This window comes from Alphaproteobacteria bacterium, from assembly GCA_041396705.1.
Taxonomy (GTDB): domain Bacteria; phylum Pseudomonadota; class Alphaproteobacteria; order CALKHQ01; family CALKHQ01; genus CALKHQ01.
On record JAWKYB010000021.1, the window covers coordinates 26729 to 52002 of the forward strand.

Sequence of the window (25274 nt, forward strand, 5' to 3'; positions counted from 1 at the left end):
GGCGGCTCCTCAGGATGAGGAACGCTGGTGAATCGCACACATGGCGGGGCGCCAGGGCCCCCGCAGGTGCCCCGTGCCGGCTCCCGCCGCCGCCATCCACGATCTTCCTCATCCTGAGGAGGCGCACGCAGTGCGCCGTCTCGAAGGACCCATGGTCGCCATGCCATCCGCCCCATCCTCGCCCCGAGGAAGGGCCGTACAGGACGCAACGCGGCCGGGCGTCGCGGCCCATTGGTCCGGATTGGTCCGCGACCCGCACGCCCCTGCCAACAAAACGATTCCGTCGGCCCCTGTTCTGTGATCAACTGGTCAGGATCGGACCAGAAATTGGTACAATATTGGTCCGCGCACTTGTTGCCCCGGAGAGCTGACGTGGCGTTGGGCTTGCTGAAGTTCGGTTTGCGCCGCTCCTATCCCGCCAAGCGGCATTTCCCCAAGGCGAAGGACCTGAAGCGGTCCTACGACGTGGCGATCATCGGCGGCGGCGGCCACGGTCTGGCGGCGGCCTACTACCTGGCCCGCGACTGGGGCATCACCAATGTCGCGGTACTCGACAAGGGCTACCTCGCCGGCGGCAACACCGCGCGCAACACCACCATCGTGCGCGCCAACTACCTGACGCCGGAGGGCGTGCGCTTCTACGACGAATCGGTGCGGCTGTTCCGCGGCCTGGCCGAGGAGTTCGACTACAACCTGATGTATTCGGAGCGCGGCCATTTCACGCTGGCCCATACCGACGCCGCGCTGCGCACCATGCGCTGGCGCGCCGAGGTCAACAAGCACATGGGCGTGAATTCGGAGCTGGTGCTGCGCGACGAGATCGCGCGCATCGTGCCGCAACTCAACATGTCGGAGGACGTGCGCTACCCGATCCTCGGCGCGCTCTACCATCCGCCCGGCGCCATCGCCCGGCACGACGCCGTCGCCTGGGGCTATGCCCGTGGCGCGGCCGACCGCGGCGTCGAGATTCACCAGCTGACCGAGGTGACCGGGATCGAGGCCAGCGAGGGCGGCATCACGCTGCGCACGACGCGCGGCACCGTCCACGCCGGCAAGGTGCTGCAGGCCACCGCCGGCATGAGTTCGGTGGTGGCCAAGCTGGCCGGCTTCAGGCTGCCGATCCGCACCATCCCGCTGCAGGCCTGCGTGTCGCTGCCGATGAAGCCGTTCCTCGATGCGATCATCGTGTCGGGCAGCCTGCACGTCTACATCTCGCAGAGCGCCCGCGGCGAGCTGGTGATGGGCGGCTCCACCGACCCGGCCCCGCTCTACTCGACGCGCTCGACCCTCGACTTCAAGGAAGGGCTGATGGCCCACATGCTGGAGCTGTTCCCGTTCCTGGCCGAGGTGCGGCTGGTGCGGCAGTGGGCCGGCATGGCCGACATGACGCCCGACTTCAGCCCGGTGATGGGCCTGACCCCGGTGCCGAACTACTTCATCGACGCCGGCTGGGGCACCTACGGCTTCAAGGCGACGCCGGTCTCCGGCAAGCGCATGGCCGAGACGGTGGCCACCGGCACGCCGCCCGACATCCTGCACCCGTTCCGGCTGGACCGCTTCTCGACCTTCGACCTGGTCGGCGAGAAGGGCGCGGCGTCGGTGGGGCATTGACGGAACGCACCCCATGAAGCTGATCGACTGCCCGCTGAACGGGCCGCGCAACGCGCAGGAATTCGTCTGCGGCGGCGAGGTCAAGCCGATGCCCGACCCGCAGGCCGCGTCCGACACCGAATGGGCGGCGTGGCTGTTCCTGGAAAACAACACGGCCGGCGTCGTGCGCGAATGGTGGTGCCACGTGCCGACCGCCTTCTGGTTCATCGCCGAGCGCGACACGGTGACCGACACCTTCCTGCGCACCTATCCGGCTTCCGAGGTGTTCCCGACGCGGGTCGACTTCGCGGCGCCGGCCAAGGGGGCGAAGTGATGGACGCGGCGGCCCGCCTGCCGGCGCCGGACGGCCTGCTGATCGACCGCGAACGGCCGGTCGCCTTTACCTTCGAGGGCCGGCCGGTGCAGGGCTTCGCCGGCGACACCATCGCCAGCGCGCTGCTCGGTGCCGGCGTCAAGGTGCTGTCGCGCTCCTTCAAGTACCACCGGCCGCGCGGTGTGCTGACCATGGCCGGCCAGGACGCCAACACGCTGGTCCAGCTGCCCGGCGAGCCCAACGTGCTGGCCGACCGGCGGCCGATCGCCGAGGGCATGGCCGTCACCGGCCAGAACTACCGGGGCAGCCTCGACGACGACCGGCTGATGATCCTCGACCGGTTCGCCCGCTTCATGCCGGTCGGCTTCTACTACAAGACCTTCTTCAAGCGCGGGCTGTTCGGCGGCGGCTCGTGGGACTATTGGGAGCCGAAGATCCGCGCCATGGCCGGGCTGGGCGTGGTCGACCAGCACCACGAGCACGGCTATTTCGACAAGCAGTACCTGTTCCACGACGTGGTCGTGGTCGGTGGTGGCGCCGCCGGCATGGCCGCGGCCCTGCAGGCGGCCGACGCCGGCGCCGACACGCTGCTGGTCGACGAGAACCCCGCGCTCGGCGGTGCCCTGAGCTATGCCCGGTTCGGCGCCGAGGCCGATGCCGGCCGCAGCCGCATGCGCACACTCGCCGACCGGGTCGCCGCCCACCCGCGCATCGCGGTGATGACCGAGGCGTCGTGCCAGGGGTGGTTCGCCGACAACTGGCTGCCGGTGATCCAGGGCAACCGGATGTTCAAGATCCGGGCGAAGGCGGTGGTGGTCGCCACCGGCTCGATGGACCAGCCGATGGTGTTCCGCCACAACGACCTGCCCGGCGTGATGCTGGGCACGGCGGCGCAGCGGCTGATCCGCCACTACGGCGTGCGGCCCGGCACGCGGGCGGTGGTGGCGGCGGCCAACAGCGACGGCTACGGCGTGGCGCTCGACCTGCTCGAGGCCGGGATCGAGGTCGGCGGCATCGTCGACCTGCGGCCCGAACCGGGCGACGACGAGGTGACGCGGGCCGCGCTCGCGGCCGGCATCGGCGTCGTCACCGGCTACACGCCATGGCAGACCCAGCCCGGCAAGGGTATGCGCTCGATCGTCGGCATCGAGATCGCCCGCATCACCGGCGAGGGCGAGGCCGAGGCCGAGGGCCACAGCATCCCCTGCGACCTGCTGTGCCTGGCCACCGGCTACACCCCGGCGGCGCACCTGCTCTACAACGCGGGCGCCCGGCTGGAATACGACGACGCCACCGCGATGATGGCGATCCGCTCGCTGCCCGACCATGTCTTCGCCTGCGGCTCGGTCAACGGCGTGTTCGACATCGAGGCGGTGGTCGCCGACGGCGCGCGGGCCGGCTGGGAAGCGGCCGGCGATGCCGGCCACGCCGCCGGGGACCGCCCGGCCCAGGCCAACCGCACCGGCGCCGAGGCCCAGACCCACCCCTGGCCGATCTTCAGGCACCCGCGCGGCAAGGACTTCGTCGACTTCGACGAGGACCTGCAGGTCAAGGACATCCTCAACGCCATGGCCGACGGCTACGACCATGTCGAGCTGGTCAAGCGCTATTCGACGGTCGGCATGGGCCCGAGCCAGGGCCGCCACTCCGCGGTCACCACCATGCGCCTGGTCGCCAGGGCGCACGGCGTGCCGGCCGCCGCCATCGGCACCACCACCAGCCGGCCGCCCTACCTGCCGGAGACCTTCGGCCACCTGGCCGGCCGCGGCTTCGAGCCGGTGCGCCACACCGCCATGCACCACCGACATCTCGAGGCCGGCGCGCAGATGATGCCGGCCGGCCTGTGGCTGCGCCCAGCCTATTACGGCCCGAAGCAGGACCGCGACAAGGCGATCGCGGCCGAGGCGCTGGCGGTGCGCCAGAATGTCGGGCTGATCGACGTGTCGACCCTGGGCGGGCTGGAGGTGCGCGGGCCGGACGCGGCCGAGTTCCTCAACCGCATGTACACCTTCGCCTATCTGAAGCAGCCGGTCGGCCGCGCCCGCTATCTGCTGATGACCGACATGACCGGCGTGGTCACCGACGACGGCGTCGCCTGCCGCTTCTCCGACCAGCATTTCTACGTCACCGCCACTACGTCGGGTGTGCAGGGCGTCTACCAGCAGATGCTGCTGATGAACGCGCAGTGGCGGCTGGACGTGGATGTCACCAACGTCACCGCCAGCTATTGCGGCGTCAACATCGCCGGGCCGAAGTCGCGCGACGTGCTTTCGCGGCTGAACACCGACGTCGACCTGTCGGCCGACGCCTTCCCCTATATGGGCGTGCGCGAGGGCACGGTCGCCGGCATCCCCTGCCGGCTGCTGCGGGTCGGCTTCGTCGGCGAGCTCGGTTACGAGATCCATGCACCTGCATCGACCGGCGAGGCGCTGTGGGACGCGCTGATCGAGGCGGGCCGGGCGGACGGCATCCGCCCGTTCGGCGTCGAGGCGCAGCGGCTGCTGCGGCTGGAGAAGGGCCACATCATCATCGGCCAGGACACCGACGGCCTGACCAACCCGGTCGAGGCGGCGATGAGCTGGGCGGTCAGCCGCAACAAGCCGTTCTTCGTCGGCGGCCGCTCGATCGCGATGCAGGAGGCGCGCGGCATCGAGCGGATGCTGGTCGGCTTCGAGCTGCCGGACCGCAACGCGCCGGTGCCGGAGGAATGCCACCTGGTCATTCGCGACGGGCAGATCGCCGGCCGCGTCACCTCGGCGGCGCGCTCGCCGAGCCTGAACAAGGTGGTCGGCCTGGCCTATGTCGCCGCCGACCAGGCCGAGGTCGGCACCGCGTTCCAGGTGCGCATCCACGGCGGCCGCATGATCGAGGCGAAGGTGGTGCCGCTGCCGTTCTACGACCCCGACAACAAGCGGCAGGAGCTGTGAGGTGACGGCAAGGTCCAGCCTGCACGTTGCACCGGCAGGGTGCCCCCAGCTGCGGAGCGTTCGATGACCCTGCGCCCCCAGGACCTCGCCCGGCGCAGCTTCCTGTGGCGCAAGCTGGTCGATGCCGGCGCCCGCTTCGCCGAGGTCAACGGCACCGCCGCAGCGATGGACTTCGGTGCACCGAAACTGGAGCTCGACGTCGCCCGCCGCATGGGTCTGGCCGACCTGTCGCCGTTGCCGCGCACCGGCTACAAGGGCCGCGGCGCGCTGGACTGGCTGCGCGGCCGCGGCGTGACCGTCCCGGACGCCAACAACATGGCGGCGCCCCAGCCCGACGGCAGCCTGGCCTGCCGGCTGGCACCCAGCGAGGCGCTGCTGCTGGACGCGCTCGACGGCGCCCCCGGGCTCAGCGCCGAGCTCGATGCCGCCTGGCCGGGGCCGGACGCCGGCACCGGCGCCTACAAGGTGCCGCGGCCGGAGACCAACCTGTGGGTGATGCTGACCGGGGCAGCGGCCGCCGGCATGTTCGCCAAGATCTGCGGCGTCGACCTGCGGCCGGCCAAGTTCGCAGACCATGCCATCGCCCAGACCCAGGTGGCGCGGCTCAGCGGCATCGTGGTGCGGGCCGATCTGGGCGATACGCTCGCCTATCATTTCCTCACCGACAGCGCCTCGGCCGCCTATGTCTGGGACGTGCTGACCGACGCCATCGCCGAGTTCGACGGCGGCCCGGTCGGGCTGGCGGCGCTGCAGCAACTCGCCCGCGCCTAAGCGCGCGGCCAAGAACCGGAATCGAAGGGGGAGCAGTCCGATGGCGAAATCCGACATCGAGATCGCGCGCGAAGCGACCATGCAGCCGATCATGGACATCGGCCGCGACGTGCTCGGCCTGCCCGCCGAACAGCTCGAGCCCTACGGCCACTACAAGGCCAAGGTCGCACTCGACGCCTACGACCAGCGCCGCGACGCGCCGGACGGCAAGCTGATCCTGGTCACCGCGATCAACCCGACGCCGGCCGGCGAGGGCAAGACCACCACCACCGTCGGACTCGGCGACGCGCTGAATCGAATCGGCAAGAAGGCGATGATCTGCCTGCGCGAGCCGTCGCTCGGCCCCTGCTTCGGCATGAAGGGCGGCGCGGCCGGCGGCGGCTATGCCCAGGTGGTGCCGATGGAGGACATCAACCTCCACTTCACCGGCGACTTCCACGCCATCGGCGCGGCGCACAACCTGCTCAGCGCCATGCTCGACAACCACATCTACTGGGGCAACAAGCTGGACATCGACACCCGCCGCGTCACCTGGCGCCGGGTGGTCGACATGAACGACCGGGCGCTGCGCCAGATCGTCTCCTCCCTCGGCGGGGTCGCCAACGGCTTCGCCCGCGAGGACGGCTACGACATCGTCGTCGCCTCCGAAGTGATGGCGATCCTGTGCCTCGCCTCCGACCTGAACGACCTGAAGCGGCGGCTCGGCGACATCATCGTCGCCCAGACCCGCGACAGGAAGCCGGTGCGCGCCCGCGAGCTCGACGCCCACGGCGCGATGACCGTGCTGCTGAAGGACGCGATCAAGCCGAACCTTGTGCAGACGCTGGAGAACAACCCGGCCTTCATCCACGGCGGGCCTTTCGCCAACATCGCGCATGGCTGCAACACCGTGCTGGCGACGCGGATGGCGCTGAAGCTGCGCGACTATGTCGTCACCGAGGCCGGCTTCGGCGCCGACCTGGGCGCGGAGAAGTTTTTCGACATCAAGTGCCGCAAGGCCGGGCTGAAGCCGGCCGCCGCGGTGGTGGTGGCGACCGTGCGCGCGCTGAAGATGCACGGCGGCGTGGCGAAGGAGGCGCTGGCCACCGAGAATGTCGAGGCGGTGCGCAAGGGCTGCAGCAACCTCGCCCGCCACGTGGAGAACATCAAGGGCTACGGCGTGCCGCCGGTGGTCGGCATCAACCGCTTCGTCACCGACACCGACGCGGAGCTGCAGGCGGTGGTCGAGGCGGCGGCCAAGCTGGGCGTGAAGGCGGTGGTCTGCAACCACTGGGCGGAAGGCGGCGCCGGCGCCGAGGACCTGGCCCGCGAGGTGGTGCGGCTGGCCGATGCCGGCACCGCCCAGTTCCACCCGCTCTATCCCGACGAGATGCCGTTGTGGGACAAGATGAAGACGGTCGCCACCCGCATCTACCGCGCCGACGACATCATCGCCGACAAGAAGGTGCGCCAGCAGTTCGCCGACCTGCAGGCCGAGGGCTTCGGCCATTTGCCGATCTGCGTCGCCAAGACCCAGTACAGCTTCTCGACCGACCCGAACCTGAAGGGAGCGCCGTCGGGCCACGTGGTGCCGATCCGCGAGGTGCGGGTCTCGGCCGGCGCCGAGTTCCTGGTGGTGATCTGCGGCGAGATCATGACCATGCCCGGCCTGCCGCGGGTGCCGGCCGCCAACTCGATCGACATCGACGACGACGGCCGCATCGTCGGTCTGTTCTGAGCGGTTCGCTCAGGCCGCGTCGGCGTTGCTTCCGGCGTCGAGGTCGGCCAGCAGCATCCCCACGGCGCGGCAGCGGCCGAGCGCCCTGCCGGCGTCGCGGAACAGCGCGCCGTGGCGGGCGAAGACGAAGCGTTCGTCGGCGGTGACCACCGGTTCCTCTGCGTCAAGCCGCAGCCGGCTCTTGGCCAGCAGCCAGCGCCGGACCATCAGGCGTCCCAGTCCGGGCCGCCGCAGCAGCGCGGCGATCTCCAGCGCCTCCGGGAAGCGATCGAGCTGCAGGCGCAGCGACAGGCGGCCGGCGCGCAGATAGGCGTACAGCGCGCGCGCCAGGTGCGTCGCGTCGCCGTCCGCCTGCCACGCCAGCACCCCGCCCGACAGCGCGGTTTCCCACACAGCCGCGTCGCCCGGCGCGAGGGCGGCGGCCCGCGCCGCGTGGCCGGCAAAGGCCGCGGCATCGCCGCGGGCGGCATGCAGCGATGCCAGCAGCGCATGCGCCCGGCCGAACAGCCAGGCCCGGACCAGCCCGCGCTCGGCGCCGAACAACGCCGGGGCGTGGCGGGCGAGGTCGTCGCGCATCAGCGCGTCGACCAGCGGCCAGTCCGCGACCTCATAGCCGTCGCCGGCGACCAGGAAGCGCTCTTCCAGCTCCAGCGCCCCGGCCCGCGCGACCAGCGCGTCGAGGACCCGCATCGCTGCCGCAGGCCGGCCGACCGCGGCCAGGTGCCGGCCGATCAGGAACCACGTCGTCAGCGAGCGCGGATGGGCGCGGCGGGCCCGGTTCAGCGTGCGCAGGATGGGCAGGCAGGCCGCCCGGACCCCTTCGTCCTGGCGGCGATAGAGATCGCAGTCCAGCCGGTTGAGCGCCAGGAACGCCTGCGCCGTCACCGCCTGGCCGAGCCGCGGCATCGCCAGCGCCGCCGCCTCGGCGGCCGCCAACGGCGCCAGCAGCTTGCCGCGCAGCGGGCCCGGCAGGCCGAGCCAGCTTTCCTGCTTGGCGGCATAGCAGTCCGACGGCTGCGGCAGCGCGACCGCGGCGCGCACCGGTACGGCGCCCGCGCCGACCACCGACGCCCAGCCCAGCCCGCGGCGGATCATCTGCGACCAGAACACCAGGGTGCGCAGGCTGCGCCGCGCCACCGCCTCCGGCCCCGGCAGCAGCGCGCCGAGCGCGACGGCCAGCCGGGCTGCGCCGGCAACGAAGGCAGTGCGGTTACGGTCGTAGTCCGCGACCATCCGCGCCACATCCGCGGCCACATGGCCGTCGCGATAGCAGTGCACGCCGACCAGGTCGTCTCCCAGCAGCAGGCCCAGCGCCTCGTCCCGCTGGCAGGCGACCATGGTGCCGGCGCACAGCGCATCGATGACCCGTGCGGTGACCGCGCTGCTCGCCCGGTTCGAGGCGAGCACGTATTTCGCCCGGCCGGTCAGCGCACGATAGCGTTCGGCCGGCAGGTAGCGGCCGATCACCCGGATATCGAGCGCCGGGTCGGCCATCGCCAGGTCGGCGAAGCGGTGCTGCTTGTCGGGAAAGAACGGCTTGTCGACGCCGCCGGTGGCGAGCACGTCGATCGGCCGGTCTGCCGCGGCACCGACCCGGGCGGCGCACAGCGGCGCCGGGTCGGCCTGCATCAGCTCGTCCAGCGCGAAGGCGCGCATCAGCGCCGGAGCACCGAAGCGGATGCGGGCCGCGGCGTGGTCCATCGCATTGCCCGGGCAGAGGATCAGGTCGATCCAGCCGAGCTCGCGCGCGCGCTGGGCGTAGAAGAACTCGATGTCGAAGCACTGCGCGATCTTCGGCGCGGCGATGGCGGCCAGCTGCGGCGGCAGCATGATCAGGTTGTCGATCAGCACACAATCGATGCCCTCGCCCACCGCCTGGGCCAGCGCAGCCGCCGGCGTGGCCGGGCCGAAGGCGATGTCGGCCTTGTGCGGGACGTTGCGCAGCACCGTGACCCGCGCCGCGTCGCTGGCCTTCAGCGCGTCCGCCGCGGCCAGGGTGTTGGCGGCGGTGCAGGCATAGACGATGTGCGGCCGGTCGACCGCCATCGCCGCGGCCAGGGCCGCGGCCGGCGCGAAGCCGGTGTGACGCGCCACCAGCGCTCGTGCTTCCGCCCGCGCCGCCGTGTCGTCGCCCTGCAGCCACAGCGCCAGCGCACGCACCAACCCGACGGCCGGCTCGCCGCCGTCGGTACTCTCGAGGCGGGCCAGGCCGCGCCGCTCGTTGCCGAGCATGCACAGCGCGATGCCCTCGACCGCGGGCTCGCCGCCGGCCAGCCGCAGCGCGGTGTAGAAATCTCCGGCGGCGAGCGCGGCCGCGGCGGTGCCGTACAGCGCGCCGAGCCGGTCTGCGGTCATGCGGGGGCGGAACATGGGGGTCCTCGGGCGTGGCGCGCGCGATGCGGGGCGGCAGTATCGGCCGGCATGGTTAACAAACCGGCAGCCCGGCCGGCGCGATGCCGCCATTGAATGCGCGATACATCCGCCGTATCTGAACGGCCATGAGCGTTGCCGCCCACTCCACCGTGTTCGCCCCGCCCGCGCCCGAGATCGACGGGCGCCGCAGCCTGGTCGGCATGACCAAGGCCGAATTGGCCGCCGCGCTGGCCGAGCTGGGCCTGCAGCGCTTCCGGGCGGAGCAGATCTGGCAGTGGGTCTACAACCGCGGCGTCACCGACTTCGCCGCGATGACCAACATCGCCAAGGCGACCCAGGCTCTGCTGGCCGAGCATTTCGCGATCGCCCGGCCGCAGATCTCGTCGGCACAGGTCAGCCAGGACGGCACCCGCAAGTGGCTGCTGCGCCAGGCCGACGGCCGCGAGATCGAGACGGTGTTCATCCCGGAGGAGGATCGCGGCGCCGTCTGCGTCTCGTCCCAGGTCGGCTGCACGCTGACCTGCACCTTCTGCCACACCGGCACACAGCGGCTGGTGCGCAACCTCGGCCCCGGCGAGATCGTCAGCCAGGTCATGGTCGCCCGCGACGCCCTCGACGAATGGCCGTCGCAGAAGGAAGGCCGCATGGTCTCCAACATCGTGATGATGGGGATGGGCGAGCCGCTGTACAATTTCGACAACGTCAAGACCGCGCTGCAGATCGTCACCGACGGCGACGGGCTGGCCATCTCCAAGCGGCGGATCACGCTGTCGACCTCCGGCGTGGTGCCGATGATGCGCCGCTGCGGCGAGGAGATCGGCACCAACCTGGCGGTTTCCCTGCACGCGGTGACCGACGCGATCCGCGACCGGCTGGTGCCGCTGAACCGGAAATACCCGATCGCCGAGCTGATCCAGGCCTGCCGCGACTATCCCGGCGCCAACAACGCGCGCCGGATCACCTTCGAATACGTCATGCTGAAGGGCGTCAACGACAGCCTGGCCGACGCGCACGAACTGGTGCGGCTGATCCGCGGCATTCCGGCCAAGGTCAACCTGATCCCGTTCAACCCGTGGCCGGGCTCGCCCTACGAATGCTCGTCCAACTCCGCCATCGACCGCTTCGCCAAGGTGGTGATGGAGGCCGGCTATGCCTCGCCGGTGCGCACCCCGCGCGGCCGCGACATCCTGGCCGCCTGCGGCCAGTTGAAGAGCGCCAGCGAGCGGGCGCGGCGGTCCGCTGCGACGGTGGAGGCAGGTGCCGGCGCGCCGTAGCGTCGCCGGCTGCCATCTCGAATTCGCTTAGGCTGCGTCGGCGTTTTCCGTGCAGCGTTTGCACCATGATCCATGCTCGTGCCGACACCGCGTCGGCCCGGCTGGTTCCAACCGGATCACCGCTGCGCCCTTGCGCCGACCCGCGGCCGCGCGCATGGTTCCCGGCAGCCGCCCGCCGGCCGACCCGACAGCCGCCACCGCAGCCCGAGACGATCATGCCAAGCTGGACCGGCGGCTATGCCGCCGACATCGCGTACGCCAGCAGCTTCCACCCGCAGATGTCGCCGCACCACATGCACGCGGCGGCATTGCTGAACGGCTGGGCGCCGGCGCCGCTGCCCGACGCCTTCACCTATTGCGAGCTGGGCTGCGGCATGGGCCGCACGCTCGCGGTGCTGGCTGCGGCCAACCCGCAGGCCCGGTTCGTCGGCGTCGACTTCATGCCCGAGCATGTGCTGGCCGGGCGGCAGCTGGCGGCACGGGGCGCGCTGAGCAACATCGAATTCGTCGAGGCCAGCTTCCAGGACCTGGCGGCACGGGCAGACGGCCTGCCGCCAAGCGACGTGATCGCGCTGCACGGGGTGTGGTCCTGGGTCTCCGCGGAAAGCCGCGCCGCCATCGTGCAGCTGATCGGCCGCCACCTGAACACCGGCGGCCTGGTCTATATCGGCTACAACACCCTGCCCGGCCAGTTGCTGGGCCTGCCGATGCAGCGGCTGCTGCGGGCGCTGGCCGCCCAGCACACCGGCCGCAGCGACACGCGCGTGCGCCAGGCGGTCGCGTTCATCGACCGGCTGGCCGAGGCCAAGGCCGAGGCCGTGGTCAACAACCCGATCTACCAGCGTATCCACGACGAGGTCGGGAAGGATCGCCTCGGCTATCTGGTGCACGAGTATCTCAACCAGAGCTGGGATCCGATGTATTTCGCCGACGTCGCCGGCGCGCTGGCCGAGGCCAAGCTGAGCTTCGTCGGGGCCGCCGACCTGGACCGCAGCTTCCCGGCGCTGCGCGTTTCGCCGGAGCAGGAGGCGCTGCTCGACGAGATCGCCGACCCCATTCTGCGCGAGACCGTCGCCGACTTCTGCAACGTCACCGGTTTCCGCCGCGACGTGTTCGCGCGCGGCGCGCAGCGGCTCGGCCGGGCGGAGCACGACCGCATGCTGCGCCGACTCCGGCTGGCGCTGACCGTGCCGCCGGCACGGGTGGGCTACAAGGTGAAGGTGCTCGCCGGCGAGGCGGCGATGAACGAGGCTGCCTACCGGCCGATGGTCGCCGCGTTGTCCGGCGGGCCCACCGACATCGGGACGCTGATGGACCTGCCCGAGGTGCAGGCCCACCCCGCCATGCAGCCCTCGGAGGTGCTGGGGATGCTGGTCTCCTCGACCCAGGCCGCGGTCGTGCCGCCGGGCGCGCCGACCGCGCCGGCCGAGGCGGTGCGCGCCTTCAACCGCGCCGTCGCCGACGCCGCGACGATCCCGGGTCCTGGCGTGGACGATGCCCTGGCCGCGCCCGGGCTCGGCAGCGGGCTGGCCGCCGACCTGCTGGAGCGCCTGATCTTCCGCGCGATCGACATGGGCACACCGGCCGACGCCGACGCCTTGGCCGAAGCCGTTGCCGCCCAGCTGCTCGCGCGCGGCGAGCAGATTCTGCGCGACGGCAAGCCGGTCGACGACCCCGGCGAACGCCACGCCCAGCTGGCGGACCGGATGACCGCCTTCCTGGCCGACTGGCTGCCATTCTGGCGCGGGCTCGGCATCGTCTGAGCGTGCGGAATGCCATTCGCGGCAGGTCGCACATGAGCGATTGAACCGAAGCACGCCGAATCGCTACCCACAGGACAGGGCCGCGCCCAGGCCTGTCCGGGAGTCAGCCGTGATGTCGAGGATCCTCGCCGCCGTCTTCATCCTGTCGCTGTGCGCCATCGGTTCGGCGCGGGCCTCGTTCGGCGACTGCGACGACCCGGACTATCTCGGCGACTTCGGTCCCACCCCCGGAGGCGCGAGCCCGCTCGGTCCGATCCTGCAGCTGAACTGCGTGATCGAGTTCGAATTCGCCTTCGACACCCCGGGCGGCACCCGCCACATCCGCGCCATCCGCGACGCCAGCGCCGACTGGATCGTCGGGCCGGCGGTGCTGGCCGACATCGAGCGCGGCGCGCGCGCATCGGTGACGGCCATGGCCCTGCTCGGCAACTACCGCATCGCCGACGTGACGATCCTGATGCTCGACGATGCCCACGCGACCGCCGACCTGACCGGCAGCGGCCGCTATGTCGGGGCGCTGACCAACGGCTTCGCCGACAGCGCGGAATGCCTGGTCACCTCGTTTCTCCTCGGCCCGGCCGGCGAGGGCGAGCGCGTCGCCTACAACGCGGCACATGAGATCTTCCACTGCATCCAGGCGGCATCGCTGTCGCCCGAACAATACGCAACCGCGGTCGGCGGCGGCGCCTGGTGGGCCGAAGGCTCGGCCGAGTATTTCGCCAGCCTGGCGCTGCCCGAGCTGGGCGACATCCACCGGCGCGCGGACGATTTCAACGACAGCATCGCCAACGAAGAGGCACTGAACGCCCAGAGCTACGGCATGGCCGTGTTCTTCTGGTGGTTCGACGCCAACCGCGGCCCGGGCCAGTTGATGACTTTCCTGTCCGGCATGGCGCCGTCGTCGGATGCCGCTGCACAGCACACGGCGATGCGCGATGCCCTGTCCGACGCCGACTGGCTGCGTTTCGCGCAAGCCTATTCCGACCGCAGCATCACGCTGCCGAACGGCAGCGCCCTTGCCCTGAACCCGCCGGGCGGCGAGGCGCTGATCTTCGACGGCAACGTGACCCGTCGGCTGGCGCTGCGGCCGTTCGTCATGGTGCTCGCCACCGCCGAATATGCGTGCGGGCGCTGGGCCAATACCCGCACCCCGGCCACGGTCGCGCTATCGGCACAGGACATCGCCGGCGGCGCCTGGTCGGACTACCCGGACGAGGTCGACGCCCGGGCGCCCGCAAACGGTCGCTACCGCGTCGCCGCCCTGCCCACCGGCAGCGACCGCGAGGTGCGCATCCGGGCGGAACGGCGGGAGGGCTGCACGCCCTGTGGCGGCTCCACCGCGCTCGACATCTGCCTGGTCGGCAGCTGGGCGCAGACCGGCGGCGGCCCGGTCGAATGGATGCTGGCGCAGGGCATGCCGGCGGAAATGGTCGTCGACATCGGGCCGCAGCTGGTCGTGCTGGAAGGGGACGGCACCTACTGGACCATGCCGTTCACCGGCACGATGGACGCCGTGATCACCACCGCGCGGGACACCTGGACCGTCGACGGCAGCGCCCGTGCCGCCGCCGGCGGCGGCCGCTGGTCGGCGGTCGACGGACAGCTCGCGATCTGCCAGGACAGCGGCGGCGTCGCCGGCCAGGTCACCATCTCGTCGAGCCACGGCTCCGGCACGATGCCGGTGAACGTGCCGGGCGGCGGCGAGCTGCAATACGCCTACAGCTGCAGCGACGCCGCGATGCAGACCGTCCTCGAGTTCGCCGGCATGTCGCCCATGGTCACCGACTACAGCCGGCTGGCCGCCGGCCTGCCGGAAAGCGAGGACCCCGCGCCCGCGGCCGGCGAGACCGATCCGGCGGACGCGGACGGCCGGCCGCGCTGGACGGCCGGCTGCCCGCTGATCGACCCGGATCCGCGGGTCGAGGACGACTGCGACCGCTACCGGCGCTGACCCCGCCGGACGTCGCCGCCCGTTCCCGTCAACTCGGCTGCGGCCAAACGAAATCCGGGCGCAAGCCCTCATGGACCGGGCGGCCGTCGCTCGGCTTCGGCTCTCCCTTCGCCGGGTCGTAGAAGGCGTGGTAGGTCGCCGGTAACGCGGCGGTGTCGTAGCCCATCAGGTTCGGTACGATCACACGGATGCGCGCCTGCTTGTCGTCGAGCATGATCGGCGCGCCGCAGCTTGCGCAGGTGCACAGTTCCAGCGGCCCGTTCGGGTTCTGGTCATTGAACGGCTGGCGCTTCAGCCCGGCCGCGTTGTCGACCGCGAGGTCGCCGTGGCGGAAGAACACGACATGGGTGGTCGGCTGCCCGGTGACGCGCTTGCACACGGAGCAGTGGCAGGTGTGGTTGTCGATCGGCTCGGCATCGGCATGGGTGTGGACGTGTTCGCATCCACCGGCGTATTTGTGCGCCATCGTTTCCCCCTATCGCCCTTGTTCCCGGCCGCTGCCCGGATCGAGCATCCGGCCGCCGCCGATGCTGAGCCGCAACGCGCCGGCTTGCAAGGGGCGGCCGCGCACCGGGCCGGAGCGAAAGATGAATTCCAGGCAATCGAAGCCGACGGCGGCCGGCTCAACCCTCGGCGTCGAGCAGGGAGGCCAGCCCGACCATGGCGGAGAACGGCTGGGCGATCTGCCAGGCGGGAACCGTCTGCAGCAGCGGGCGGAACCGGCCCTTCGCCTCGAACCGCGCGCGGAAGCCGGACGCGACGAAGCGCGGCCCGAGCAGGCGGATGATGCCGCCGGCGAAGTAGACGCCGCCGAGCGCGGCGAAGGTGAGCGCCAGGTTGCCGGCAACGGTGCCGGTCGCCTCGCAGAACATCTCCACCGCCTCGTCGGCCCGCGCCTCGCCGGATTCCGCGCGCCGGGTCACGTCCTCCGGCTGCACCGGGTCGGCGGCCGAGCCGTCGACCTCGTGCAGGGCGCGGTAGAGGTTGACCAGCCCGCCGCCGGACAGCACCCGCTCCGCCGAGCAGTGGCCGTACTGGGCGCGGATGCGGGCGAACACCGCCTCCTCGCGCGCCGATGCCGCCGGCAGGGTGGCATGGCCGCCCTCGCCCGGCAGGGGCAGCCAGCCGCCAGCCATCGGGGTCAGCCCGCACACGCCGAGCCCGGTGCCGGCGCCCATCACCACGATCGGCGCACGTTCGGCCTGCGGTGCGCCGCCGACCTGCACCAGGCTCGCGCGGTCCAGGTGCGGCACCGCCAGCGCCACCGCGGCGAAGTCGTTGACCACATGCAGCCGTTCGAGGTCGAGCGCCCGCCGCGTCGCCTCGATGGAGAATTCCCAGTCGCTGTTGGTCAGCACGAAATGGTCGCCCAGCACCGGCCCGGCGACGCAGACGGCCGCACGGCGGACGACCGGCCGCGCGGCGAAGCCGTCGAGATAGGCGTTGACCGCGTCGGCCAGATTGCGGAAGTCGGCGGTGGGAAGCACGCGGATCGCGTCCGCGCCGCCGCCGGGCCGCTGCAGGGCGAAGCGCGCGTTGGTGCCGCCGATGTCGCCCAGCAGGCGCGGCGCCTCAGCCGGCTCAGCCATGCACGCGCTCCAGTGCCGCGACGAAGCGGTCGCGCCAGGCGGCGATGTCATAGTCCTTCAGGGCCCGCATCATGTCCTGCCAGCGCGCGATCCGTTCCTGCCGCGGCATATCCAGCGCGCGGCGCATCGCCTCGGCAACGCCGTCGGTGTCGAACGGGTTGATGATCAGGGCGGAGTTGAGTTCGGCTGCGGCCCCGGCGAAGCGCGACAGCACCAGCACGCCGGGATCCTCCGGGTCCTGCGCCGCGACGAATTCCTTCGCGACCAGGTTCATGCCGTCGCGCAGCGGCGTCACCAGCGCGACGTTGGCGCTGCGCAGGAAGCCGAGCAGCATCTTGCGCGAGAAACTCTTGTTCAGATAGCGCAGCGGCACCCAGTCGTACTCGGCGAACCGGCCGTTGATGTGGCCGGCCGCCTGTTCCAGCGTCCGGCGGATCTCGATGTATGACGGCACGTCCGAGCGCGACGGCGGCGCGATCTGCAGGAAGGTCAGCTGGCCGCGGATGTCGGCATAGGTTTCCAGCAACCGCTCATAGGCCTCGAACCGGTTGACCAGGCCCTTGCTGTAGTCGAGCCGGTCGACGCCGATGAACAGCGACCGGTCGGCCAGCGAATCGCGCAGGCGCTGGGCCTGGCGCGAACGGCCGGACACCTCGGCCTGGCTCTGCACCGCCTCGACGTCGATGCCGATCGGGAAGGCCGCGACCCTGAGCGTGCGGCCATAGGCGCGGACCGTGCCGTCGGCGCCGACCTCGCCCTTCGCTTCCCACCGGATGTAGTCGCAGAAGGCGCGCACGTCGCCCGGAGTCTGCAGGCCGACCAGGTCGTAGTCGCACATCGCGCGCACGATCTGGGCGTGGTTGGGCAGGGTCAGCAGGATCTCCAGCGCCGGCCACGGAATGTGCAGGAAGAACCCGATCGGCGCCTCGACGCCGGCCTGGCGCAGCTCGCGGCCCAGCGGGATCAGGTGGTAGTCGTGCACCCAGATGCGGTCGTCGTCCCGCAACAGCGGCCGCAGCCGCTTGGCGAACAGGGTGTTGACCCGCTCGTAGCCGGCATAGGCCCGGCGCGAGAACTGGGCCAGGTCGACCCGGTAGTGGCACAGCGGCCACAGCGTGCCGTTGGCATAGCCGGCATAATACTGGTCGTAGTCCTCCTGGGTCAGGTCGACCGTGGCGTAGGTCAGCCGGCCGGTCTGGAACACCGACGGTTCGGCCGATTCCGTGCTCGCAACCTCGCCGCTCCAGCCGAACCAGATGCCGCCGCTCTCGCGCAGCGCCGACAGCACGCCGACGGCGAGCCCGCCGGCCGCGGCCTGGCCCTCGTTGACCGGGGCGACACGGTTGGAAACGACGACGAGACGGCTCAAAAGGCATCCTCCCACGCCTTGGACAGCTTCATTGCCGAGCTGATCAGCCCGACCATCGAATAGGTCTGCGGGAAGTTGCCCCACTGCTCGCCGGTCTCGGTGTCGAGATGCTCGGACAGCAGGCCGAGGCGGTTGCGCTTCGCCAGCATGTTCTCGAACATCGCCCGCGCCTCCTCGCGCCGGCCGAGGGCGGCGAGCGCGTCGATGTACCAGAAGGTACAAATGTTGAAGGCGTGGACCGGTTCCCCGAAGTCGTCGGCGACGCGGTAGCGGAACAGGTAGGGCCCGCGCTTCAGCTCGCGGCCGATGGCGTCGACCGTCGAGGCGAAGCGGGGATCTTCGGCCTTGAGGAAGCCGAGGTCGTTGAGCAGCAGCATCGACGCATCCAGCTCGCGCCCGCCATAGGCCTGGGTGAACGCGCCGACCTCGGCATTCCAGGCCCGCTCCTCGATCACCGCGCGGATCACGTCGGCGCGCTCGGCCCACAGCGCCGCGCGGTCGCCGAGCCCGAGCGCGGCGGCGATGCGGGCCAGCCGGTCGCAGGCGGCCCAGCACATCAGGGCGGAGAAGGTGTGGACCTGGGTCGAGTTGCGCAGCTCCCACGGGCCGGCGTCGGGCTGGTCGTGCACCGCCCAGGCCTGCTCGCCGACATGCTCCAGCCGCTCGAACAGGCCGGCGTCGCCGGGGCGCGACAGCCGCCGGTCGAAGAAGGCCTGCGCCGACGCCAGGATCACCGCGCCATAGACGTCGTACTGGACCTGCGAATAGGCGGCGTTGCCGATGCGCACCGGCCCGTGGCCGCGATAGCCGGCCAGGCTGGTCACGAAGCGCTCGTCGGGCCGCGCGTCGCCGAGGATGGAATAGAGCGGCTGCAGCCGGTAGCCGGTCTTCGGCGCGTTGGTGGCGACCACATTGATCAGGAAGCGCATGTAGTCTTCCATCGTGCGGGTCGCGCCCAGCCGGTTCAGCGCGTGAACGGTGAAATAGCTGTCGCGCAGCCAGCACAGCCGGTAGTCCCAGTTGCGCTCGTCGCCCTCCGCCTCCGGGATCGAAGTGGTCATCGCCGCGACGATGGCGCCGGTCTCCTCATAGGCGCACAGCTTGAGGGTGATGGCGGCGCGTAGCACCGCGTCCTGCCACTCGAACGGGATCGACAGATAGCGCGACCACTCGCGCCAGTAGTCGAGCGTGTGGTCGAAGAACTCGCGCGCCACGTCCTCGACCCGGCTGGCCATCGTCTCGTCGGGGCCGAGGATCAGGTCGACCGGCTCCTCCAGCACGAACTGCAGCTCCTCGGTGACCACGCTGATCGGCGCGTTGGTGGTCAGCCGCACGATCTGCTCCTGCGCGACATAGCGCACGTGGTTGGAGCCGCGGGTGGTCGCCGGCCGTTGCGCGCCGTAGCCGAAGGTCGGGCGCAGGCGGATGCGGACCAGCGGGTGGCCGGCCAGCGGCCGGATGCGGCGGACCAGCGTCAGCGGCCGGAACATCCGGCCGAACATGCGGAAGCGCGGCGCGAAGTCGGTGATCTCCACCGCATTGCCGGCGCCGTCGTAGAGCCGTGTGCGCAGGATCGCCGAGTTGGTCAGATATTCCTGCTCGCTGCGGGCGAGATCGGCCACCTCCAGATCGAAGAAGCCCGCCTCCGGCGTCTCGCCTGGCTGCAGCAGGCTGCAGAACACCGGGTCGCCGTCGAAACGCGGCAGGCACATCCAGACCACGCGGCCGTTCGGGTCGACCAGTGCCCCGAAGCTGCTGTTGCCGATCAGGCCGAGTTCGAGCGTCGTCATCCGGAGTATCTCAACCTCGGTTTGCAGACAGGGCCGCGAGCCAGCGGTGCACCGCCGCGACCGAGGCCAGATGCCAGTGCGCCAGGGTCGGCGCGCCGTCGCCGACCCGGATCGAAATGCCGTCGACGGCATTGACCGCCGCGAACCCGTGCTCGTCGGTCAGATCGTCGCCGACATAGACCGGGCGCCGGCCGCGGAAAGGGGCCTCGCCTAGATGTCGCCTGATCGCATGGCCTTTGTCCACCCCGGCCGGCTTCAGCTCGACCACCATCTTGCCGGGCTGGGCGCACAGCGCCGGCTCGCGTGCGACCAGCGCCGCCGTCGCTTCGCCGACGACGCCGGCCAGTGCGGGCGCCGCGCGGTAGTGCACGGCCAGCGCCACGCCCTTGTCCTCCACCGTCAGGCCGCCATGCGCCGCCTGCAGGGCCGCCAGGCCGGCCCGCGCCCGATCCAGCGCCGCGGCGGTTTCCGGGTCGCCGCCGACCTCGACCGGCCGGTCGCCGCAGGCCCCGTCGCCGCGCCATTCCACGCCATGGACGCCGGCGGCGGGAAGCCTGAGCGGCGCGAACAGGCGGTCGAGCTCGGCAATGGCGCGTCCGCTGACCAGCGCGCAGGCGCCGCCGGCGGCGCGGTGCAGGCCGCGCAGCAGCTCGATCAGGCCGGGCGGCACCACGACCTGTTCCGGCCGCGCCGCGATCTCGATCAGCGTGCCGTCGACATCGAGAAAATAGGCCCAGTCCGGCTGCGCCGGCGGCGGCGCATCGTCGTCATGGTCATGCATCGCGGGCGGTCCGTTGCGTTGGCGCGGCAAGCCGTGGCTGCGGTCGGGAACGATCGGGGATGTCTTGCCGGCGGTCGGCCGCACCGGTCAAGGCCGGCGGGCGCAAGCGGCGCGACGGGCGGGTTCAGCCCGTCGCGCCCTGGTCGCCGCAGGAGAAGTTGGCGCAGAGCTTGCGCGTATCCGAGTCGCCGACCGACTCGCCGGTCAGGCCGCAGCGATAGCCCGGCGCCTGCTGCGCGCCGGCATCGAGCGGCACCAGCCTCTCGCAGCGGGAGCAGACCCCGAAATCCCGGCTTTCGTTACATGAGCGGATGTCGCGCAGCAGGCCGTCGAGCATCGCGTTCATGCTGGCCAGCGCGGCCTCGTCCAGCCGCGCCACGGCCCGCTCCAGGTCGCGCAGCGGATCGCGGCGGACCAGCGCCTGGCCGGCCTCGGTCAGCACCAGGTCGATGCAGCGCCGGTCGCTCTCGCTGCGGATGCGCGCCAGCAGCCCCTTTTCCTCGAGCGCACTCAGGGTCTGCGACACAGTGCCCTTGGTCGCACCCAGGAACTCCGCCAGCGCACCCGGCGTGCGCGAATAGCGGTTGGCCTGGCTGAGATAGCGCAGCGCTTCCCATTGGGCCGGATTGAGACAGTCGGAGAACTGGACGGCGCGCGTCAGCCGTCCCAGACGATCGAGGTTTTCCACGATCTCGCGCGCTTTGCTCATCCAGCCTACCCTGCAGCCGGCGGCGGTTCTGCCCGGCTATCGGCCGATCGCACCGGGCGCCGTCGCTCCGTTCACGTTCACGAAACCGCAACTCGACGGCGCTTGCAATCCTATTCGGCACGACATATTTTCGACTCGAAACTATTGCAGCGCTCTTGCTGCAAATATGAGAGGGCTACGAAGAATGGCAAGCCCATCCAACTATTATGTCGATCCCGGCAGCCGCCGTTATATCGCAGCGGCGATGCGCGCGCCACTGCTGGAGCGCGAGCAGGAGGCCGATCTCGCGCGGCGCTGGCGCGATCGGCAGGACAAGGCGGCGCTGGACGAACTGGTGCAGGCCTATGCCCGCTATGTGGTGCGCATCGCGGCCGGTTTCCGCGGCTACGGGCTGCCGATGGGCGACCTGGTGCAGGAAGGCAACATCGGCCTGATGGAGGCAGCCGCGCGCTTCGACCCGGAGCGGGACGTGCGCTTTTCGACCTATGCGGCCTGGTGGATCCGGGCGTCGATCCAGGACTACATCCTGCGCAACTCGTCGATCGTGCGGATCGCGACCACCGCCTCGCAGAAGACCCTGTTCTTCAACCTGCGCCGGCTGCGCGCCAAGCTGGACGAGACCGGCGACGGCACCATGACCGACGCCGACCGGCGCAAGATCGCCGAGGACCTGAGCGTGCCGGTGGCCGCGGTGGAGCGGATGGAGGCCCATTTCTCGCGTCCCGACCGCTCGCTGAACGCCACCTTCAGCGACGGCGAGACCGACCAGTTCCAGGATTTCGTCGCCGACGACCGGCCGAATCCGGAGGAGAACTACACCAGCGTGCACGACGGCGACGTGCGCCGGCGCCGCCTGCGCGAGGCGCTGGCCAGCCTGACCGAACGCGAGCAGACCATCATCACCCAGCGCTTCCTGCAGGACGACCGCAAGACGCTGGCCGAGATCGGCATCGAGTTCGGCCTGACCAAGGAGCGCATCCGCCAGATCGAGGCGCGCGCGCTGAGCAAGCTCAGGGTGCGGATGGAATCGAACCCGGAGCGGATGACGGAGCTGCTGGAGGCCTGATCGCGGCGGCCGGCGCCTCGCGGGCGAGAAAGCCGGCCGCCAGATCGACGACCAGAGCCTGCGTCTCGCGGTGCGGCGCGTGGCCGACACCGCTGAGCAGCGCGGTGACGACCGGCCCGCGCACCCGCCGGGCGATCGCTTCGAGCTGCCGGCGGGTGCCGTACTGGTCGTCGGCGCCCTGGACCAGCAGCACAGGCGCGCCGATGCGCGCCATCGCGTCGACGATCGACCAGTCGGCGAACTCCCGCGAAAGCCAGGTGCCCGACCAGCCGGCGAGCAACGCGTCGGTCTTGTCGCCGTGATGGCGGGCGAGCCGCGCGCGCAGCCGCGGCGCGGCGAATGCCGCCATCGCCGCGCGGATTCCGGCCCGCGTTTCGTCCTCGACGAACACATGTGGGGCCTCGGCGACCACCGCGGCCACCCGGTCGGGAAAGGCGGCGGCGAACATCAGCGCGATCGTCGCCCCGTCGGAATGGCCGTAGAGCACCGGCCGCGCGATACCGGCCGCCGCAAGCACCGCCGGCAGGACGGTCTCCGCCTCGTGGCGCAGATAGCCGGGCCGCTGCGGGCCGTGCCGTGCCGGCGAGCGGCCGTGGCCGAGGCGGTCGTAGGCCAGCCCGCGCAGTCCCGCCCGCGCGCACAGCGCCGTCGGAAGACCGTGCCAGCCGCCGGCGCAGCCCAGCGCCTCGTGCAGGAACACCACCACCGGGTCCGGTGCCGCGCCCGCCTCGTTCCACGCCTGCGCGAACAGCGTGTCGCAGGCGGCCGCGATGGCAATTTCGCGGCCGGGCGCCGACGCCATGTCCGTTCGTTCACGCATGCGCGAGTGGATACCACGGAATCGCCGCATTTCTGGCGCAATCCCGCCCAGGACGGAACCCACCTGATGAACCATCAGGTTCTCCCCTGATCCCGTCCGCCGCCGACTGCGTGGAGTCCTGAGCGCGGCGGACGGACCGACCGACCTTCCCCTTCGGTCGAGCCTCCTTAAATCTCCGGCCGCTTCGGCGGCCGGCTTTTTTTTTGCGCCGCGGCCAGCCGGCTGGGCTGTGTGCAACCGCCCGCCGCGACGCTATGGTGCCGCGCCATGGACGCCGTCACCGAAGCGCCGCCGACACGCACGCCGCTGCTGCGGGTGGAGGGGCTCGCCTGCATGCGGGGCGGGCGGCGCGTGCTCGACGGCATCGGGCTGACGCTGGCCGCGGGCGAGCTCGCGGTCGTCACCGGGCCGAACGGCAGCGGCAAGACCAGCCTGCTGCGCTGCCTGGCCGGCCTGCTGCCGCTGGCCGCCGGCACGGTGGCCGGCCCCGCCGGCGACGGCCCGGCCGTGCTGTTCGTCGGCCATGCCGACCCGGCCAAGGTACACCTGACCGTGGCGGAGAACCTGCGCTACTGGCTGCGGCTGGGCGGCGCCGAAGGCGACGACATCGGCCCGGCGCTGGCCGCCTTCGACCTCGCCGGCCTGGCCGATACGCCGGTCGGCATCCTCAGCGCCGGCCAGCGCCGGCGGCTGTCGCTGTCGCGGCTGCGTCTGGGCGCTGCCCGGGTCTGGCTGCTGGACGAGCCGACCAATGCGTTGGACCGCGACAACGTCGCCCGGCTGGCCGCGGCCGTCGAGGCCCATTGCGCCGGCGGCGGCGCGGCGCTGGTGGCGACGCACGACGTGGCCGCCTTTCCGCGGGCCCGCGCGATCCCGCTGGCCGTCGCCAAGGCCGCATGACCGGGCCGGCGCTCGCGCTGTTCCGCCGCGACCTGCTGCTGGCCTGGCGCCAGCGCGGCGGCGCCGTGCCGGTGCTGGGCGCCTTCGTCATCATCGTGACCGTGTTCCCGTTGGCGCTGGGCCCGGATCCGGCCCAGCTCGCCCGCATCGCGCCGGGCATCATCTGGGTGGCGGCGCTGCTGGCCACGACGATAACGCTCGATCAAATCTTCGCGCTCGACTTCGCCGACGGCGGCGTCGACCTGATGCTGCAGTCGCCCGCCCCCCTGCCGCTGCTGGTGGTCGCCAAGGCCGCCGCGCACTGGCTGGTCGCCGGCCTGCCGATGGTGGCGCTGTCGCCGCTGCTGGCGCTGATGCTGGACCTGCCGGCCGCGGTCTATGCGCCGCTGCTCGTCTGCCTGGAGCTGGGCACGCCGACGCTGACCCTGATCGGCACGGTCGGCGGGGCCCTGATTCTCGGCGCCCGCCGCGGCGGCCTTTTGCTGGTGCTGCTGGTCGTGCCGCTCTACGTTCCGGTGCTGATCTTCGGCGCCGGTGCCGCCGACGCGGCCGCGAACGGGCTTGACGCGACCGTCGGCCTCATGTTTCTCGGCACGCTGATGCTGGTGGCGCTCGCGGTCTGCCCGCTGGCGGCTGCGGCCGCCCTGCGCGCGGCGATGGCATGAGCGGCGGCATGCCGCGCCTGTTGTCGCGGCCCCTTGCGCCCGGGTCTCGCGCGCATCACCTCGGGGCGAGGACCGCGGCGGCGGCGCGGCCCGGATGGGCCCGGATGGGAACGAGAGCATGAGCAGCGACGTCGAGCTCCAGAAGTTGCGCCGGCCGCGCGCGGTCAGCATGGCCAACCCGGCCCGCTTCTTCCGCATCGCCCAGCGCGTGCTGCCCTGGCTGACCGCCGCGACCATCGTGCTGTTCGCCGTCGGCCTCTACCTCGCCCTGGTCGAATCGCCGCGCGACTACCAGCAGAGCGAGACGGTGCGGATCATGTATGTGCATGTCCCCGCCGCCTGGATGGCCCAGTTCGTCTATGTGCTGATGGCGATCGCCTGCTTCGTCGGCCTGGTCTGGCGCCACGGCCTGGCGATGATGGCGGCGCGCGCCGCCGCGCCGGCCGGCCTGATCTTCACCGTCGTCTGCCTCGCCACCGGCTCGCTGTGGGGCAAGCCGATGTGGGGCGCGTGGTGGGCCTGGGACGCGCGGATGACGTCGGTGCTGGTGCTGATGTTCTTCTATCTGGGCTATATCGCGCTGGTCGACGCCTTCGACGACGCCGCCCGCGGCCAGCAGTCGGCCGCGATCCTCTGCCTGGTCGGCGTGATCAACGTGCCGATCGTCAAGTTCTCGGTCGAATGGTTCAACACCCTGCACCAGCCGGCCAGCCTGTCGCCGGTGACGGGATCGAGCCTGCATCCGTCGATGCTGGTGCCGCTGCTGGTAATGTCGGTCGCCTACACCCTGCTGTTCTTCGTGGTGCTGATCTGGCGCATGCGTGGCCTGCGCGCCCAGGCGCGGCTGGCCGCCGCGGCCGCCGGCGCGGCCCGGGAGGACTGAAC

Annotated in this window: 20 protein-coding genes; 12 read left to right on the top strand and 8 right to left on the bottom strand. The window is 71.4% G+C overall.

Annotated features, from left to right (window positions below; all coding sequences use genetic code 11):
• The first annotated feature begins 372 nt into the window (after positions 1-372).
• From R3F55_23445 to R3F55_23465, 5 genes are all read left to right on the top strand, one after another.
• The gene (locus tag R3F55_23445; GenBank protein ID MEZ5670329.1) at positions 373-1611 is read left to right on the top strand and encodes an FAD-dependent oxidoreductase; all 1239 of its coding nucleotides are present in this window, start codon (positions 373-375) and stop codon (positions 1609-1611) included.
• Positions 1612-1624: 13 nt separating this feature from the next.
• Positions 1625-1924: a sarcosine oxidase subunit delta gene (locus tag R3F55_23450; protein ID MEZ5670330.1), complete on the top strand. Its 300-nt coding sequence runs from the start codon at positions 1625-1627 to the stop codon at positions 1922-1924.
• Entirely contained in the window at positions 1924-4851 is a 2928-nt protein-coding gene (locus tag R3F55_23455) for a 2Fe-2S iron-sulfur cluster-binding protein (GenBank protein MEZ5670331.1), read from the top strand. The genes R3F55_23450 and R3F55_23455 overlap by 1 nt, the downstream gene beginning before the upstream one ends.
• Positions 4852-4914: 63 nt before the next feature.
• Entirely contained in the window at positions 4915-5622 is a 708-nt protein-coding gene (locus R3F55_23460) for a sarcosine oxidase (protein ID MEZ5670332.1), read from the top strand.
• Positions 5623-5662: 40 nt separating this feature from the next.
• Positions 5663-7339, top strand: a complete 1677-nt coding sequence (locus R3F55_23465; GenBank protein ID MEZ5670333.1) for a formate--tetrahydrofolate ligase — start codon at positions 5663-5665, stop codon at positions 7337-7339.
• Between the two features lie 9 nt (positions 7340-7348).
• Here the strand turns inward: R3F55_23465 and R3F55_23470 are convergent, their stop codons facing one another.
• Positions 7349-9709, bottom strand: a complete 2361-nt coding sequence (locus R3F55_23470; protein MEZ5670334.1) for a hypothetical protein — start codon at positions 9707-9709, stop codon at positions 7349-7351.
• Between the two features lie 128 nt (positions 9710-9837).
• Here R3F55_23470 and rlmN point away from each other — a divergent pair, with 128 nt between their 5' ends.
• The 3 genes from rlmN (at position 9838) to R3F55_23485 (ending at position 14700) form a co-directional block, all read left to right on the top strand.
• On the top strand, positions 9838-10986 hold the full coding sequence (rlmN, locus tag R3F55_23475; GenBank protein ID MEZ5670335.1) for a 23S rRNA (adenine(2503)-C(2))-methyltransferase RlmN: 1149 nt from the start codon (positions 9838-9840) through the stop codon (positions 10984-10986).
• Between the two features lie 215 nt (positions 10987-11201).
• Positions 11202-12749 carry a class I SAM-dependent methyltransferase gene (locus R3F55_23480; GenBank protein ID MEZ5670336.1) on the top strand — a complete coding sequence of 516 codons (1548 nt, stop codon included), beginning with the start codon at positions 11202-11204 and terminating at the stop codon, positions 12747-12749.
• Between the two features lie 112 nt (positions 12750-12861).
• Entirely contained in the window at positions 12862-14700 is a 1839-nt protein-coding gene (locus R3F55_23485; GenBank protein MEZ5670337.1) for a hypothetical protein, read from the top strand.
• A gap of 28 nt (positions 14701-14728) precedes the next feature.
• Here R3F55_23485 and R3F55_23490 read toward each other — a convergent pair whose 3' ends face one another.
• The 6 genes from R3F55_23490 to R3F55_23515 form a co-directional block, all read right to left on the bottom strand.
• Positions 14729-15166, bottom strand: a complete 438-nt coding sequence (locus R3F55_23490; GenBank protein MEZ5670338.1) for a GFA family protein — start codon at positions 15164-15166, stop codon at positions 14729-14731.
• Between the two features lie 157 nt (positions 15167-15323).
• Entirely contained in the window at positions 15324-16289 is a 966-nt protein-coding gene (glk, locus tag R3F55_23495) for a glucokinase (GenBank protein MEZ5670339.1), read from the bottom strand.
• The gene (otsA, locus tag R3F55_23500; GenBank protein MEZ5670340.1) at positions 16282-17658 is read right to left on the bottom strand and encodes an alpha,alpha-trehalose-phosphate synthase (UDP-forming); all 1377 of its coding nucleotides are present in this window, start codon (positions 17656-17658) and stop codon (positions 16282-16284) included. The genes glk and otsA overlap by 8 nt, the downstream gene beginning before the upstream one ends.
• Positions 17655-19448, bottom strand: coding sequence for a glycoside hydrolase family 15 protein (locus R3F55_23505; GenBank protein MEZ5670341.1), 1794 nt, complete (start codon positions 19446-19448; stop codon positions 17655-17657). The genes otsA and R3F55_23505 overlap by 4 nt, the downstream gene beginning before the upstream one ends.
• A 10-nt stretch (positions 19449-19458) precedes the next feature.
• Positions 19459-20229, bottom strand: a complete 771-nt coding sequence (gene otsB / locus R3F55_23510; GenBank protein MEZ5670342.1) for a trehalose-phosphatase — start codon at positions 20227-20229, stop codon at positions 19459-19461.
• A 124-nt stretch (positions 20230-20353) separates the two neighbouring features.
• Positions 20354-20938: a MarR family transcriptional regulator gene (locus R3F55_23515; GenBank protein MEZ5670343.1), complete on the bottom strand. Its 585-nt coding sequence runs from the start codon at positions 20936-20938 to the stop codon at positions 20354-20356.
• A 184-nt stretch (positions 20939-21122) separates the two neighbouring features.
• Between R3F55_23515 and R3F55_23520 the strand changes: the two genes are divergently transcribed.
• Positions 21123-22004, top strand: a complete 882-nt coding sequence (locus R3F55_23520; GenBank protein ID MEZ5670344.1) for an RNA polymerase factor sigma-32 — start codon at positions 21123-21125, stop codon at positions 22002-22004.
• Here R3F55_23520 and R3F55_23525 read toward each other — a convergent pair.
• The gene (locus R3F55_23525; GenBank protein MEZ5670345.1) at positions 21949-22806 is read right to left on the bottom strand and encodes an alpha/beta fold hydrolase; all 858 of its coding nucleotides are present in this window, start codon (positions 22804-22806) and stop codon (positions 21949-21951) included. The two genes, R3F55_23520 and R3F55_23525, sit on opposite strands and share 56 nt — an antisense overlap.
• 285 nt (positions 22807-23091) lie before the next feature.
• Between R3F55_23525 and ccmA the strand changes: the two genes are divergently transcribed.
• The 3 genes from ccmA to R3F55_23540 all read left to right on the top strand — a co-directional run bounded on the left by ccmA (position 23092) and on the right by R3F55_23540 (position 25272).
• Positions 23092-23724 carry a heme ABC exporter ATP-binding protein CcmA gene (gene ccmA / locus R3F55_23530; GenBank protein ID MEZ5670346.1) on the top strand — a complete coding sequence of 211 codons (633 nt, stop codon included), beginning with the start codon at positions 23092-23094 and terminating at the stop codon, positions 23722-23724.
• Positions 23721-24389, top strand: coding sequence for a heme exporter protein CcmB (gene ccmB, locus R3F55_23535; GenBank protein ID MEZ5670347.1), 669 nt, complete (start codon positions 23721-23723; stop codon positions 24387-24389). The genes ccmA and ccmB overlap by 4 nt, the downstream gene beginning before the upstream one ends.
• A gap of 118 nt (positions 24390-24507) precedes the next feature.
• A complete protein-coding gene (locus R3F55_23540; protein MEZ5670348.1) occupies positions 24508-25272 on the top strand; it encodes a heme ABC transporter permease in 765 nt (254 codons plus the stop codon).
• The last annotated feature ends 2 nt before the right edge of the window (positions 25273-25274 follow it).